Genomic DNA, 16,213 nt, shown 5'->3' on the forward strand with positions numbered 1-16,213 from the left:
CTATGCGATACATAAAAAAAGGGAACTGTCCTGATGAACAGTTCCCTTTCGTTTCTCATTCATGCTCATGTTCTCATTCATACTTATTACAGCTAATTACAGCGAAAGCCCATTAGCGCTATTCTTTCACATTTTGTATAGCCTGATCTCCATGCTACTTTTCTCTAACGCTTAGTACAGCTCCAGTTCACTAATGCTAATCTGTGCTGGGCCGCTGTTACGACTGATGATCAGCTTATACGTTTTGTAGGCTGTATCGTTATCCACCGCATATGTCTTCGTCACGCCAGAATCCCAATGAATAGAGGATGGCACCTCATGAACAACCTGACTCCATTCTTCTCCATCGTTGGAGCCGACCAGCACCCATGATACGGGAGCAGTCTGCGGACTTGCTGCTGTGATCGAATATCCTTTAATTGCAGTCGGCTGGTCAAATGTATACGACAGCGACACATCCACATAGCTCTGTGCATCGGATGTCCAGTAGCTATCTGCGGCTACAGAATGGTCAAATGCCTTCCATGCGGTATCCCCATTTTCCGAAGCGGTTGCCGTTCCGCTAGCTGTACCTGCTGGCACCAGATTATAGTTGTTCTGATACTGCTTGAGCTCCAGATCGTTAACCGCTATCCAATCTCCGCCGTTATTGCTAGAAATGAATAAGGCGTATCCACTATAAGCCGCATCATTATCCACATCAAATGTTCTTCGCTCACCTGGCTGCCAGTCCGTCTGTGCAGACTGCTCATCAATCGCCAGCCATCTGTTGCCAAGCTTACCTGCAAATACCCAATCCTGCGGCGCACTTGCCGCATCGTATGTATCTGCCTGCACGGTGTACTGTGTAATTACCTTTTTGTCGTTGAATTCGTAGCCAATCTGCGCCAGCGATCCATCGGCGGCGGCTCGCCAGTAGCTGTCGGATGCTGCGCTATTATCGAATGCACGCCATGCCTCATATCCTGTCTCTTCCGCACTTGCAGTCGCTGCGCCGTTACTGCCTGTGTCTGAACTCAGCTGTGGAACGACATCATCACTGTACGAAAGTGCCGCCGCTGCCGTTCCTGCCTGATAGCATGTGCCTGCCAGTAAAATACCTGCGATCCATAATCCCTTTTGCTTACCCCATAATTTCATTTAGCTAATCTCTCCTTTATATTCGATCAAACATCCGAAGCATCGTTTCGGAAATGGTTAAACTGGATTAAATTTTCCATGACCGTTTAATAACCATTAATTTCCTAATTGACTCATTTTATTACATAGTTATTAAGCAATTTTTTTATTTTTTTTTAAAATACTAGACTGTGGCTTCAAATGAATCTATCCGGCACTCCGATGAAAATTCACCAGAACCCCGGGCGAGTCAGATCACTTCTATGTATGGATACATTTTAGCCACTATGTGCTATCTTGGAATGATTCGAATTGCTTATTTATTCTTTTTGTCCAATTGCTCCCTAAATCTCTGGTTTTTGGGATAACCCATCTCTTTTACGAAGCAGATTGAGGATTGCTAATCGCGAGTTTCGAGTAATTTTGACGTGGTAAACGGTTCTGCTGGAGTATCATTTCACGTCTGCGTAAGAAAATCAGCATAAAAAAGGACGATTTCAGCAAATGAAATCGTCCTTTTCGTTATTATTATATTCGATTTCGCAACTGCGAAGTGTGCAACCGAAATTACTTACGTTCGATTGTCAGATCGCCATAAGTCGCATCGACAGTAGCACCGAGCAAACCGGCTCCAGCACGAAGTGGGACATAGGTCGTACCTTTAACTTGAATCACATTTGCTGGTAGCATACGTGCTACACCGTCCACTGTTACTTTTTTGGAGTTGAGCTTCAATTCAGTCACCGCTCCAGTAATATCGTCAGTCAGACGAATTTGCTTGCTGGATGCGTTCCATTCCATTTTCGCATCCAGCGCGCTTGCCAGATCCTTTACCGCAATATACGTCATTTTGTTGCGAGTAATCGTATTGTAATCCGAGTATTCTCCAACATAGACGTTTTTTTGCGTGACACCTGACATTTTCATCAGCTGATACACCGGAGAATTGGATTCAAAGTTACGCAGCACTGTACCTGGTGTCGTGCTGTCCGTCACGTTCAATGTACCACCGCTCACATCTACCGGATCCGCAAGCACATTACCGTTCACATTCCACGATTCACTTTCGGAATGAAGATTGAACGAGGAATATGGAGATTCTTTCGGCAATGCAACCGTTACATCCATCATTTGTTTACGTGCATACATATCCTTGTCAAAATACGTATCGGCTACGACACGTGTCTCTGGACCAAAGACGGTATTGAAGGAATCGTCAGCTTTTAGGGATTCGATCTGTTGATCATATTCCTGAAGCAGCTCTGTCAGCGCTTCGCTGATCGATTTGTAGCCTTCGCTCACGAATTGATCACGGCTACCTAGAACTCCTTCTAAATCTTCGTCAGATGTACCGATAAACAGAGGTGCGTAATAATCATAAAATGCACCCAGCAATTCCTTCATTCCTTGCTCATCCGCAGCGATGCTAGTCAGGAATGGCTTAACCAGTTGTAGCATTTCCTGTCCGTCCAGCTCGATATGCAGACGAGTCATATCCGTTGTCTCGCCGCCATATACCGCTGTGCTCACTGTATCAGCAGAAATATTCGCTGCATTTGGCAAATGCGTGAATAGGAATGAAGCTACGGCTTTGGCAAATTCCTTTTGTTGTCCTTGTAATACTTGCAGATTGAAGCCGGAATCCAGCCCTACAGCCTCTCCGTAAGCTTCATAAGATATGTAAATCGGCTGTTTTGCTCCTTCCAGATCGATCGTAATACCGCCCTGGTTCATGTATACATGGAATGGAAGACGCTGACCGCTGTATTCTACAGCTCCGATCAGTGACAGCTCGTTCGCGCTCTGCATTTTGGCGCTATCGATCACCAGTTTACTAGAGTTCAGCATCGTAGCGATCATCCGATCCTCTACACTTGCTGATTCCGAAGGTGTCAGTGTCATGCTGAGCGTCTGGTTCGATTCCAGCGACTGTACCTCCAGATTGCGAATCAATGCATTTTTCACATTCAGATTGCCTACTGCCTGACAACCGGATAATACAATAAGCAGTAAAACAAGCGGAAGTGTGATCCACAATTTCCTTTTCATTGATAGTGTTCCCCTTTCTGTATCGGACTTCGCCTTCATTATCCCAGTTTATATGCGGTTTGTAAAATGAACAAATACCTATAACCAGCCGTTTTTCAGGCGCTATGTTACAATAGAAGCACTTTGCTATAAGGTAGAAAATTATCGCATTTTGCTGGAGGATAGCTAAATATGATTAAAAACGAAAAAATTAAAGCATCTGAGGTACATGTTACCGGGATCAATGGCGAGGATCTGGGCATTATGCCAACTGCGGAAGCACTCAAGCTTGCCAAACAGCTCAAGGTCGATCTAGTCTGCACCTCGCTACTCAGTAGCCCGCCCCCATGTCAGCTGATCGGTGCAGGCGCAGCACGTCAGAAGCAGCAGCAGGAAGCCAAACGTGATCGTCCTGCCAAGCTTAAGGAAATCCGACTGACCGCATCGATTGAGGATCACGATTATGAAACCAAGCAGCAGCAAGCACGCCGCCTGCTCCACTCCGGTCATCCCGTTATGCTCGTCGTCAAGACAGGTAACAATAAAGAATCAGCCGCTGCTCGCAAGCTGCTAGAGGATTTGGTTCGTGATCTCAAAGCCGAAGGACGTCCAGCTACTGGCATTCAGGTCAGTGGCAAGCAATCGATGGTGCAGCTCGATCCGCTGAATTAAGCGATATACCAAGCAACTGCTCACAAGCACCCACTCATAAGATGATGATGAATAGACTTTGTATAAGCAAGTTTATCGTAGAAATTGTTGTAGAATGGTCTTCGAGTGGAACATGAATTGAAATAGCAGTTGGAATGCCACTTGAAACCGCTTGAAAATAAGCTAGCTCATACGTCTAATCCGCTGCGACTCTGGAAACGTAAGAAAACAACGAGCCTATGAACTGAAAAATCGAACGTAAAAAGCCTTTCCTCATTATGGGGAAAGGCTTTTTACCTATCATGTTATATCGTATATACGCTTATCCGTTACGCCATAGCAGATAGTTGCTCTATCGTATTTTAAATGCTTACTCTACTTGTTCAACTTGCTCTATATGATCGTTCCCATCACATAACTTCTCATTCACATTACAGAATCAGCCTCTAATCATCTGATCCCTGATCTGTACTGCGAATCAGCAGTGATTATCCCCCTTGGAATAATCATTATCTGGCAGCAAGCGCGCCTGATTACGCTGACGGGTAATCTCTGCATTCGGAGTCAGGTCTACTCGTGTAGCAGGCGGATTCATACTTGTCTGCAATACCGCGCCCAGCTTCAATACAAAGCGGAAGCTTGACCCTTCATTAACGACACTGGTCACATCGATACTGCCATCCATCAGCTCGACCAGCTTTTTGCAGATCGATAAGCCGAGCCCGGTACCACCATATTTGCGGTTCAGCGCTGGATGCAATTGTGAGAATGGCTGGAAGATGAGATGCTGCTGCTCGGCTGCAATCCCAATGCCTGTATCCGAGACATTGAACTCCAGCCAGGTATCTCCACCGCTGGACGCTTGTCCTTCCTCACGCAGTAGTGAGCGAACCGTCATATGAATCTGCCCCTGATCGGTAAACTTGACCGCATTACCCACCAGATGCGTCAAAATCTGACGAATCCGCAGCTCATCACCATATAATAGCTCCGGTACATCCGGCTCAATGGTAACGGTCAATGCATTACCCTTTTCCGAAGCGCGTAGCAAGAATAGCTCGGCGATATGATCGAATAGATCAGCAATGGAGAACGTATTCGGCTCCAGCACAAGCATGCCGGATTCCACCTTGCTAAAGTCTAAAATTTCATTCAACAGATTGAGTAGCGCCTCACTGCTACTTAGCAAAATCTCCAGATAGTTACGCTGCTGCTCATCCAGCATCGTCTCAGCAAGCAGCCCTGCCATGCCCATAATTCCATTCATCGGCGTGCGCAGCTCATGACTCATCACCGACATGAATTCCGACTTGGCACGGTCAGCACGCTCTGCCGACTCCTTCGCACGTAGTACTTCCTTCTCGTTCGTAATATCACGGAATACGATAACGGTTCCGCGCCGTTCGCCCTGCTCGTATACCGGTGTCACCCGATAGGCAGCGAGGAAGCTGGAGCCGTCATTTTTCCAAAAAACCGTCTCTTCCTCCTGATGCGGTGTTGCCTGCCGAATCACCTGAATAATCGCAGATTGCTCATTCAGCTCATCAAAGTTATAGAAGCCATGCTGCCAGCCCGGCTCACTGTCCTCGCTGCCAGCCAGCATGGCGGGCTTCATCGTCAGCCCTAGCATCTCAGCTCCAGCACGGTTGATGAAAATACCACGACCATCCTCGTCTACACTGAAAATGCCCTCTGATACCGAGTTCAAAATAAGCGCACGTTCATTACCCAACTTCTCAATCAAGCGAATATAGCGCTTCAGCTCTGTCGTCTCCGTCACAATGCAGTACAGCCCGATCACCTCAGTATCCGACATGATCGGCACATTGATCACATCTGCACTGAATATAGAGCCATCCCGGCGCCGTACATTCAGCTCATAGATCTGTGGCACGCCCTGCCGGGCAAGTCTAGCGTGATGACGAATCTTTGGCAAATCCTCGTCCATGAAAAATGGATATACCTGCATTCCGATCAGCTCATGCCGTGAATAGCCCGTTAATTCCTCCAGACTACTATTTACAGATAGAAAATGCCCTTCCAGATCAATCGCACATACGCCAGACGGGTTATGCTCGAACAGGGAGCGATAGCGATATTCACTATCTCGAAGCACAGTCTCCAAATATTTACGCTCGGTAATATCGCGCGATACCGCGGTAAACGTATATCTGCCCTCGTATTCGTTATATGTGTAGCGACTGAGTGTTTCCAGCCAGATATAACGACCGCTGCGATGACGATACCGGAAAATCAATGTATCATGATGATTGTGCTCTCTGGAACGGATATTTTCGATATATCGTTCTAGCTTGTCTCGATCCTCGGGATGCGCCAGATCAAAGCAGGAACGACCGATCAGCTCATCCGGCTCATAGCCAAGCAATGTTTTACACGCCGAGGATGCGAACAGCACGGTGCAGTCTGCATCATCCTGATGACGTGAGATCAGATCGAGTGAATTATCGGTGATCAGTCGATAATTGTACTCACTGCGACGCAGCTTCTCACTTACGCTGTATTGACGGGTCATATCCTGCACAACGCCGATAATCTGCACAGGCTTACCTGTATCTGGATCACAGATCGTTTCCCAGTGTGTCTGTACCGTCTTCTCAGTTCCATCTGGAATGATTATGCGATATGTGTTCACCCCATCATAGCCAAACTCAACCGAGCGCTGCATACATTCTTCCACATAATCGAGATCATCTGGATGAATCACAGCCAGATACGAATCCGGTGTATGTTCGATCGACTTCATGGCATAACCAAAAATACGCAATACATCGCGCGAAAAATAGATTTCTCCTTTGACCATATCCCAATTCCATGCACCAATGCCTGCCATCCGGTGTGCACGGGAAATGATATCCTCCTGCGACTTGCGCTTGGTTACGTCCTGAATGACGCTCATAATATTTTTCAATCGTCCATGCTCATCGTGCATTTCCTGAATAAACGCTTCAATCCAGCGCTCTTCTCCATTCTTGTGACGCACACGGCGAATGATACTGCCCCGACCCTCATGCATCCAGATCGGCATATAATCTTGATTGTCACCTACACATAGATCGCTATAGTGCGTATGAATGATCTCCTGCGGCGCATAGCCGAGCATTTGCTGGATCGATGGCGATACATATTGAAGGTATCCATCCGGTGTACTCAGCGCAACCACACTCGTTGAATTACGTGTAACCAGTGTACGAAGGTCTTCCTCCTGATGCTCCTTCGTTTCGCTAGCATAAATGATAATATATTGAAGCGGCTCAGCCGAAGACTCCGGGTAAAAGGAAGGCTTGAGTGTTAACCAGATCGGGCGATAATCACCACGTACAATCCGATGCTCCAGCTCCTGCGTGCTGCGATGCTCTGCCCAGAGCTTAATTAGCTGCTGCTGCTCTAGCACCTCACCCAATTGCTCCTCTTCATACGCTAACAAATGACAAAACGCCGGGTTCACATATTGACACGCTCCCGCCGGCGAAAAAATGGCAATTCCACCGGGCGCGTGCTGATATACGTGCAACAGTAAAGACATATCAGGTGCAAGCCCTTTATTCACAATTCCATCCTCCCATATCCTACACACTTCTTGAAACTTGGAACTTTCACCATAATATAGCCTATTTCAAGGAAAGTTAAACGGTTTTACTACGTATATTTCGTGAACGAGGACATAACGGACGATTCGTAGAAGGATTGACTAAGAGGATAAAACAGTAGTAATTATTTCAGAATTGAAAATGATATAGCTTCGATTCGAGCAGATTAATCGATGGAAGCTAACATACTTATGCTAAGTATATCGGTTATTGTCTGTGATGTCCTTAGCAACTGTTATATTTTATTCGCTTCCTCCTCCATACAAAAAAGGACAGCCACGAATGGTACGTGACTATCCCTTGCATACATAATCTTCTTTTATAAAAACGACACAGCTCTGCTACCCCACTCAAACTCGATCTCAGTCCGCAGGATCAGTGATGAACTCATCGATTGCCGATGAACAGAAGGACTATCAAAGCTTTAGACCTATCCTTTATACTTTATTGCTATGAAGCACGGCCTTCGTGGCGATTTCTTCGACGATCTGTGCAGTTGGCGATACCTGTCCGAATTCATAGGCAACGACCGTCAAGGTCATACGTTGAATATCGTCTGCTGCTACAGCGCCCCAGCCCATATCAGGATAATCCATCGCTGCATTCGCGTCACTGAGGAAAATAATCTTATACTCACGATGCGCGCCATCACGTACAGTCGTTTCACAGCATACATTGGTTACCGTACCACATATAATGAGCGTCTGAATATCATGCTTACGCAAAATCGTATCCAGATCAGTATCATGAAAGCCGCTGTAAAATAATTTATCTACTATAATATCACCTGGCTCCGGTGTGAGCTCGTCAATAATCTCTACCCCTGGTGTACCACGCTTGAGAATTTCATTTACATTAGGATACATGTCGAGCATTCGCCCTGTATCGCTACCATCACCACGTACAATATGGCGTAAATAAATAACAGGCATGTCGGCTGCACGTGCAACAGCTGTCAGCTGCTGAATCGGCTCGATGATCTCTGCTGTACGTGGCACATACAGTGCGCCATCCGGCTTGCAAAATACATTTTGCATATCGACGACGATAACTGCTGTACGCTCAGGCTGAATATCCCATTTGATTTTATTTTTCATAGTTGTTATCCCCTTTAAGCTATTCGTCTTCTATTTTGCTGTACATATTGATCATTTCTTCAGTCATGACTTTCAGTGATTAAATGTGGTTTGTACGTTATTATACGACTTCACTTGTCGCTTCAGGTAATATAGCCTCACGCTCTGTGCGTCGTGCCAGCAATGGTCGTAGCCACATATTCACTATCGTATTCAGACCGATTAATAATACGACACCAACAAGCATTGGCTGCGTCACTACACTCTGAATCGCAAGCGGTAGCTTCGTAGTTAGCTCTGCTGGCAAATACATCGTCCCCAGCGAAATAATAAACGAAGCTCCGGCTACGACCAGATTCAGCTCATCCCAAACGACCTTGCTAACCATCTGTACACCGCTAATCGCAATAATGCCAAACAAAATAGTCGATGCTGCGGATAGCACAGGCCCAGGAAGAGAAGCGATAAACATACCTACCTTGGGAATCAAGCCAAGTACAATAGCCAGTATGCCAGCGGTCATCGTTACATAACGACTACCAATGCCTGATACACGCACGATACCGATATTTTCAGGATAGGATGTCGTACCGAGACCACCAAAGATTGCGCCCAGTGTACAGCCTAGAAATTCACCAAATAAGCCGCGATTTACACGCTCATTACTTAACTGCTGCTTGCCCCATTTGGTGAGCAGTGTATACATTCCCACCGCTTCCGCTGAGGCTTGCAAAAAGGCGAGTAGCATCAAAATGACAATCGGAATCGATACGCCAAATCCGAATGGAAACACTCCAGGAAGACTAAACCAACTTGCAGATGCTACCGCCGAAAAATCAGTCGTTCCGAATATCGAATAAAAAATCGTTCCGATCAGGATGCCCCATAATAGCGCACCACGTCGCACCATAGTATTCCCACCTACAACCATACATACAAGTACACAGAGCACGGTCACCAGTGAGGCGATAAAGTTAATTCCTATACCTACACTGCCAAACCAGTTTTTCAGTCCAATGCTCGCCAGCTGGGCACCGATAATAATAAGTAAGGTTCCATATACAATCGGTGGCGAAATAAATTTGTTCACATAGCCGATCAGACCCAGGCGACGAATCGGAATAGCCAGCAGCATGAAAATGATTCCGGCTACTGCCATGGAACCGAAGGCGGTGCCAAGCCCTACACTAGCACCCGCAGACAGGACAGCTACGAAAAAAGCTGCTGTCGGCCCCTGTACGACCGGTAGTCTCAACATACGACCCGATTGCAGCACCGTGACCAGACCTGTCGTTAAAAAGCACGCCTGGATCATATAGCCAATTACACTCGAATCGAGCTTGAGCGCCTGACCGATTAATACCGGGAATAGGAAAATGCCTGTTAGTGCGAGCAAATGCTGCAAGCCATACGTCATATTGGCCCCCACAGACAGCTTCTCTTCAATGCCTACCGTTAATACTTGCTCTTCCCCATGTGTATCTTGCATGGTATCCACTCCTATCGATTATTCATACCTCATCCACCGGACTCTTTACAGGCTTTGGTTACCTGTTCACATGCAAACAGCATATCATCTGATGTTTATCTCTATAGATAGGCTGGTAGTGGAGCATTGTTCTCTAGTATGGCTGCTTCCAGGCGGTTGCCTATTACGAATGAGCTGCGATAGAGCTTCGACTTGTCACCGCATCCAAATTTTGAATCGTATAGCGCTTGGCAGCCTTACTATCTTGAGCTTCAATCGCATGATAGATCGCTTCATGATAAACAGTGTTATCCTCATAGCCCTGTGTATCCAGAATAAGCTGACTGAGTAATTCACGTAGCCCCTCGGCAATCACACTGTACATGGCTGTAAACACATCATTATGACATGATTCGACAACCGCAATATGAAAAGCGATGTCCGATGCCACATATTCGGCGTATCGGCCCCCATCTAAATATTCATTGCGTTGATCCAATAGAGTACGCATCCGCTGTAGATCTGCATCGGTACGCCGAATCGCTGCCAGTTCGACGGCTTCACATTCCAGCATCCGTCTGACTTCCAGCACCTGTTCAAAATTTTGCGGAATCAATGTTGCTTTTACAGATTGGAGTCCTGTTGACGATTTTTTGATATAGGTTCCATCGCCTTGACGAACCTCTAAAAATCCGGCGTGCATTAGAATCTTAACTGCTTCTCGTACCGTAGAGCGTCCCACTGATAGGAGCCGCATTAATTCTGGCTCTGGTGGAAGCTTAGCACCTTGCTCATATTGTCCAGATTGAATGAGTGCCATGAGCTGATCCAGTACCTCATCCACCAGCTTGCGCCGTTGGACTGCTTTTAATCCCGTTGGTGTCGAAATAAACAGCACCTCCTTTTATTATGTTAGGTTTTATGACTTGTTTTAGTAAACATCTGATGTTTCGATCGTTATATCGCACATTATAGGAGCAGTTTAATACGAAAACAAGCGTTTTTTTTCTTTATCGTTATATTTATTGACTTGATAATAATGAAATTGATCTTTAAAACGCATTTAATGTTAGTTTATATATCTTTGAAAAAGCCGAATAAATAGCTTGTTTAGATTCTATGTAATATTTACTTACATATATCTATTTTCTACTATATTCCTTTTATCCAGTTTTCTTCTGCTTATGAATATGCCATGGAATCAAACCGAAGCGATGTAGAAATTTCATGTATTATCAGGTTTGCCGATTGACGAAACCTGCTGGAATTGTCAAAATATTATACTAAGACACATTCAAGCAAATACTAATAGGCGGTATCATTTGCTGTAAAGGGAGCTGAAGGCATGACTGTTAAAATCAAAGACGTTGCCCGCCGGGCAGGTGTATCCGTGACCAGTGTCTCCCGTGTCCTGAACGGTGAGAAATATGTAAGCGAAGACATTTTGAACCGTGTGAATCAGGCGATTGAAGAGCTGAATTATTCGCCAAGCTATATTGCGCGTAGCCTGAAAAAGCAAAAAACGAATACAATCGGCGTGATTGTACCGGATCTAACGTCAAACTTCTATTCGACTATTTTGAGCAGTATTGAGGAAGCTGCCAGTAAATACGGCTATAATCTGATCGTCTGTAATATCGCTGAGAATCTGGGCAAAGAGCTAAAGTATTTGCATATTTTTCAGGAGATGCGAGTAGAAGGCATCATTATTATGCACGAGAAGACGAATGAGGATATCGTGAATTTTATTCGGAATGCGACGATGCCGATACTATTTTCCAGTGTGCAATCACCTGATGCAGACTTCATCTCTGTGCTGATTGATGACTATCAGGCAGCCTTTGATGCGACCGAATACTTGATTCGTTCTGGTCATACAGCGATCTCTTATCTAGGTGGCGATCTCGAGGATGTGACGTCCGGGCAGAACCGCTACAATGGATTTCGTGATGCACTGCGTAAGCACGATATTACGATTCCAGAGGACTATGTGAAGTTCGGCGATTATAAGCTTCCGAGCGGACACCGCTTAATGGGCGAATTGCTTGCTCTAGCCCAGCCGCCGACGGTTGTATTCGCAGCGAGCGATGATATGGCTGTTGGTGCATTGAATTGTGTATTGGATCAGGGGCTTCGTGTACCTGAAGATGTATCGATTATGGGCTTTGATGGCAGTACAATTACCGATATTGTGCGCCCTTCGATCACTTCCATGCAGCAGCCTATTTATGAAATGGGTCAGGTATCGCTTGAGAATCTGCATCGCTTAATCATCCGTGACAAACAACGTCCACAAGCTGACATTATGCTTCAGCATCAGCTCGTCGTGCGTGAAAGCTGCAAAACGATGTACCCTTCTACCTCTTTGTAAGGGGAGCAGACTGTAAAACTATAAAATGTCATAGAGCAGAAGCTTCCTACATCAGCATTATTCAACTGGAATGCGCGATTTCCCCGCTTGGAACGGAGCATCGCGAAGCCAGATGAAAAGACCATTCTGCTGGCTATATGGATACGGAGTATCCTGTTAGACCGATGCCGTATTATAGACAATCTGCTTGATTCAGCATATGTGACTATCCATCAACGTGCATGTACGAGTTAAATATCCTTACAGAGGTTCCTGTTAGCTGCCTTTACACAGGCGAAGCACAGCAAGATCATGATATCCAAATAAATTCAAATGCAGATCAACAATTTATGTTTACGCTTTCATAAAATTATGGTATCGTTACCATACAGACGCATCCTATACTCTTGTTCAGCCAGTCAACCGATCATTCTGCTCTACGCTCCACTCTACATGGAATAAATTAAATTCAAAGTTTTACTTGTCAATTTCAAAACTAGCGTAATATAATGTCTCATAAGAACAGAAAATGTCGAATAAACCTTCCTATAACCCTACGATTAAGTCAATTATCATTACATTTAATGGTTTTTCAAATTTAAAAATGTCGTAAACTCCAATAAATTCACTCTTTAATGTCATTATAATTAACATTAATTCACCTATCTGATCTACAATTCAATTCGGTATAGCATCTATGCAACTTATACTTTTGTAAGCTATCGCCTACCTATTACTCACGATCTGGTTTCACTCGCATATACCTGGTTTAGTCCCTGCTCGCTGATTTAGAGCGTCTGGACGATATGACGAAGGTTGATGCTCTATATATCTTACTCCATCCCAATGTAGAATTCGTATTCACTCCAAGGGCTCGATTCATCTTCTTGACATTGCATGGTTATGGTATCGATTCCAGATACTGAATGAGATCTATTATATCGCTCACTATCAATTTGATTTTTCATTGCTTCTTCTCATCACTTCTTTTCACCTCCCACATCATAGAAGCTACTCACAGCAGGCTATTGGATTCATGTTAGACAACATAGAGGCATACGATTGATACGCATGAAACTACATCTGGTATCGATACCAGATACAAGGGGGAATGTTGGTTTGAATCATGTAGCTGTCGCAGGAATTACACTATCACCGCTCATTATCGGTACCGGGGATCTGTCTCGTATGAATGGGACATGGGTGCTTGATGAATTTGTTGACGCGGGTGGAACAACGATCGATATGGCCTATCAGTATACGAACAGTGAAGAAATCATTGGTCGCTGGATGAAGGAGAAGGGGAATCGCAATGAGCTGGTTCTACTTAGCAAATGTGCTCATCCATTGAAGGGTGATCCGACGCCACGCGTCACGCCTGAAGCAATTACGCATGATCTGCTGATCAGTCTTGAGCGTCTCGGTACAGAGTATATCGATCTGTATGCACTGCATCGCGACAATGAAGCCGTTCCAGTGGAGCCGCTGATCGATACGCTGAATGAGCATCTCGCTGCTGGGCGGATTCGCGCACTTGGTGCCTCGAACTGGAGCTGGCAACGGATTCAGGAGGCAAATGATTATGCAGCTGCTAATGGCTTGCAGGGCTTTAGCTTTAACAGCCCGAATCTGTCGCTCGCGGTAGCACTGGAAGCACGCTGGCCGGGCTGCGTGTCTGCCGATGCTGCGACTGTACAATGGCATGAAGCGAATCGGATGCCACTGTTATCATGGTCTGCGCAGGCAGGTGGATTTTTCTCCGGTGCCTTTTCACCGGATGATCGTTCCAATGAAGAAATGGTACGTGTGTATTATAGCGAACCGAACTGGGAACGCTATCGCCGAGCAGTACAGCTAGCCGAGGAAAAGGGCGTATCTCCGACTCAGATTGCACTGTATTTTGTCCTTCATCGCCCCTTCCCAACCGCAGCGATTATCGGACCACGCACCAGCGATGAGCTAGCTCAGTCGTTTGCTGTACTGGATATCGAGATTTCCAAGCAAGACCTGCAATGGTTGAACCTTGAAAAGGAGGAACGAGCATGATCCAACATAAACTCGCCGCGCAGCTATTCACCGTACGTAACGAACTCAAGCAGGATTACATTTATACATTACGTGAGCTTGGCAAAATGGGCTGGCAAGCTGTTCAGATCGACGGTCTGCATGGTAATGATCCGGTAGAAATTGCCGCCGTTGTGAAGGAACTTGGGATGAAAACGGCTGGCATGCATGTCGGTCTGGAGCGAATGCGTAACGATCTGGACAATGTGCTGCGCGAGGCTGATCTATTCGGTACACCGGATATTATTTGCCACTCCTTACCGGATGAGCATAAAAATGCAGCTGGCTACGAATTTGTTAGACAGGAGCTACGTAGCGTATCAGCGATCGTCTCCCCTCGTGGCTATCGTGTTGGCTTCCACAATCATGATTGGGAATTCCATACGATGATGGGCGAGCAATACGCACTGCAATATCTACTCGATTATGACGCGCAAGCGCCGGTCTATGCGGAGATCGATACGTACTGGGTGAAAAAAGCAGGTCACGATCCATTGTCGGTCATTAGCCAGTATGCTGGACGTATGCCGATCCTGCATTTTAAGGATATGACAGATGATGGGCGGGAATACTTCGCCGAGGTAGGCAGCGGTACGATTGACTTTATGCCGATTCTTCAATGGGGCGAGGCGAACGGTGTTGAATTTTATGCAGTCGAACAGGATTATTGTCCAGGCTCCCCAATGGACAGTCTGGAGCAGAGCCTGCGCTATCTACAAGGGCTGGTGGCACAGCCGGGTTAAGCGTTCCCGGCTTCTCCCCTCCCTATTCATAAGCAATACGGCAACCCTCATGGACTACAGTGTGATCAGCTATTTATTAGTCGGGTAACATCCAGTTCCCGCACCTTTGAAAATGGAAAGGAGTCGTGCTATGCAAGCCGAACTGGATTCGATGTCCAAAAAAAGAAGCAAAGCTAAAAAAGCCGCTTCAACGGGATTATGGAAAACAATCGTTGCCAACCGCTACCTGTATCTGATGCTTCTGCCGTGTTTGATCTTTTTCGCAATCTTTTCCTATTTACCGATGGCTGGACTGGTGATGGCGTTCAAGGAGTTCCGCTTTAATGGCGGGATGTTCGGCGGCCCGTGGGTCGGTATGCGTTACTTCAAGCTCTTCTTCTCGTACCCGGATGCGGCACAATTGATCGCTAATACCTTTATTGTCGGCTTCCTGAAAATCATCGTCTACTTCCCGTTCCCGATCCTGCTGGCGCTCATGCTCAATGAGCTACGCACCAAATGGTTCAAGTCGATGACGCAAACGATCTCCTACCTACCCTACTTCCTCTCCTGGGTTGTCGTCGCTGCCTTCACGACCAAGGTGCTTGCACCGGATGATGGTATTTTCAACCAGTTCGTAGCTGCGCTTGGTGGCGATGGAAGCACGTTTTATATGATGGATGGTCATTACTTTTACCTCATCATGTTCCTTACCTATGTATGGAAAAATATCGGCTGGGGCTCGATCATCTACCTTGCTTCGATGGCGAGCATTGATCCCACGCTATATGAAGCCGCCGAGATGGACGGTGCGAGCAAATGGCGCAAAATCTGGCATATCACCTTGCCATCGATTCGCCCAACAATCGCGATTCTGTTCATTCTCGATATCGGCAGCTTGCTCACTACAGGCTACGAGCAAAACTGGCTGCTACGTACCGCAGGTAACTCTGACTTCTCCGATATTCTCGATACCTACGTCCTACGTGTCGGTATGATGCAGGGTCAATACGGCTACGGTGCTGCGGTCGGTCTGCTACAGGGTCTGGTCGGTCTGATCCTCGTTATCGTAACCAACTATCTGGTCAAACGCTTTAGCAAAAATGAATCCAGTCTCTGGTAGTACA

The 16,213-nt window shown here is 46.1% G+C and carries 11 protein-coding genes; 5 read left to right on the forward strand and 6 right to left on the reverse strand.

The annotated features are described in order from the left end of the window. Positions 1-171 precede the first annotated feature (171 nt). Both SK066_RS18840 and SK066_RS18845 read right to left on the reverse strand, forming a co-directional pair. Positions 172-1,140 carry a hypothetical protein gene (locus SK066_RS18840; RefSeq protein WP_320542625.1) on the reverse strand — a complete coding sequence of 323 codons (969 nt, stop codon included), beginning with the start codon at positions 1,138-1,140 and terminating at the stop codon, positions 172-174. Between the two features lie 546 nt (positions 1,141-1,686). Then, positions 1,687-3,168 (reverse strand): copper amine oxidase N-terminal domain-containing protein, encoded by a 1,482-nt coding sequence (locus SK066_RS18845; protein WP_320542626.1) that lies wholly within the window; start codon positions 3,166-3,168, stop codon positions 1,687-1,689. A gap of 171 nt (positions 3,169-3,339) precedes the next feature. On the opposite strand from SK066_RS18845, the gene infC reads away from it, so the two are divergent. Beyond that, on the forward strand, positions 3,340-3,819 hold the full coding sequence (infC, locus tag SK066_RS18850; RefSeq protein WP_320542627.1) for a translation initiation factor IF-3: 480 nt from the start codon (positions 3,340-3,342) through the stop codon (positions 3,817-3,819). Between the two features lie 457 nt (positions 3,820-4,276). On the opposite strand, the gene SK066_RS18855 is transcribed toward infC, so the two are convergent. The 4 genes from SK066_RS18855 to SK066_RS18870 form a co-directional block, all read right to left on the reverse strand. Further along, entirely contained in the window at positions 4,277-7,366 is a 3,090-nt protein-coding gene (locus SK066_RS18855) for a PAS domain S-box protein (protein WP_320542628.1), read from the reverse strand. A 477-nt stretch (positions 7,367-7,843) separates the two neighbouring features. Continuing rightward, positions 7,844-8,503, reverse strand: a complete 660-nt coding sequence (locus tag SK066_RS18860; RefSeq protein WP_320542629.1) for a cysteine hydrolase family protein — start codon at positions 8,501-8,503, stop codon at positions 7,844-7,846. A gap of 100 nt (positions 8,504-8,603) precedes the next feature. Beyond that, positions 8,604-9,971 carry a uracil-xanthine permease family protein gene (locus SK066_RS18865; RefSeq protein ID WP_320542630.1) on the reverse strand — a complete coding sequence of 456 codons (1,368 nt, stop codon included), beginning with the start codon at positions 9,969-9,971 and terminating at the stop codon, positions 8,604-8,606. 163 nt (positions 9,972-10,134) lie between these two features. Beyond that, positions 10,135-10,848: a FadR/GntR family transcriptional regulator gene (locus tag SK066_RS18870; RefSeq protein WP_320542631.1), complete on the reverse strand. Its 714-nt coding sequence runs from the start codon at positions 10,846-10,848 to the stop codon at positions 10,135-10,137. Between the two features lie 447 nt (positions 10,849-11,295). On the opposite strand from SK066_RS18870, the gene SK066_RS18875 reads away from it, so the two are divergent. The 4 genes from SK066_RS18875 to SK066_RS18890 all read left to right on the forward strand — a co-directional run bounded on the left by SK066_RS18875 (position 11,296) and on the right by SK066_RS18890 (position 16,209). Beyond that, positions 11,296-12,321, forward strand: coding sequence for a LacI family DNA-binding transcriptional regulator (locus tag SK066_RS18875; protein ID WP_320542632.1), 1,026 nt, complete (start codon positions 11,296-11,298; stop codon positions 12,319-12,321). 1,098 nt (positions 12,322-13,419) lie between these two features. After that, positions 13,420-14,346 (forward strand): aldo/keto reductase, encoded by a 927-nt coding sequence (locus SK066_RS18880; RefSeq protein WP_320542633.1) that lies wholly within the window; start codon positions 13,420-13,422, stop codon positions 14,344-14,346. After that, positions 14,343-15,107 (forward strand): sugar phosphate isomerase/epimerase family protein, encoded by a 765-nt coding sequence (locus SK066_RS18885; RefSeq protein ID WP_320542634.1) that lies wholly within the window; start codon positions 14,343-14,345, stop codon positions 15,105-15,107. The genes SK066_RS18880 and SK066_RS18885 overlap by 4 nt, the downstream gene beginning before the upstream one ends. 151 nt (positions 15,108-15,258) lie before the next feature. Next, on the forward strand, positions 15,259-16,209 hold the full coding sequence (locus SK066_RS18890; protein WP_407673832.1) for an ABC transporter permease: 951 nt from the start codon (positions 15,259-15,261) through the stop codon (positions 16,207-16,209). Positions 16,210-16,213 lie beyond the last annotated feature (4 nt).

Origin of the sequence: Paenibacillus hunanensis (assembly GCF_034055775.1) — a bacterium.
Classification (GTDB): Bacteria; Bacillota; Bacilli; order Paenibacillales; family Paenibacillaceae; genus Saccharibacillus; species Saccharibacillus hunanensis.

Coding starts and splice junctions, on each gene's coding strand:
- SK066_RS18840 (WP_320542625.1), bottom strand. CDS start 1,140: ATGAAATTATGGGGTAAGCAAAAGGGATTATGGATCGCAGGTATTTTA.
- SK066_RS18845 (WP_320542626.1), bottom strand. CDS start 3,168: ATGAAAAGGAAATTGTGGATCACACTTCCGCTTGTTTTACTGCTTATT.
- infC (WP_320542627.1), top strand. CDS start 3,340: ATGATTAAAAACGAAAAAATTAAAGCATCTGAGGTACATGTTACCGGG.
- SK066_RS18860 (WP_320542629.1), bottom strand. CDS start 8,503: ATGAAAAATAAAATCAAATGGGATATTCAGCCTGAGCGTACAGCAGTT.
- SK066_RS18865 (WP_320542630.1), bottom strand. CDS start 9,971: ATGCAAGATACACATGGGGAAGAGCAAGTATTAACGGTAGGCATTGAA.
- SK066_RS18875 (WP_320542632.1), top strand. CDS start 11,296: ATGACTGTTAAAATCAAAGACGTTGCCCGCCGGGCAGGTGTATCCGTG.
- SK066_RS18885 (WP_320542634.1), top strand. CDS start 14,343: ATGATCCAACATAAACTCGCCGCGCAGCTATTCACCGTACGTAACGAA.
- SK066_RS18890 (WP_407673832.1), top strand. CDS start 15,259: ATGTCCAAAAAAAGAAGCAAAGCTAAAAAAGCCGCTTCAACGGGATTA.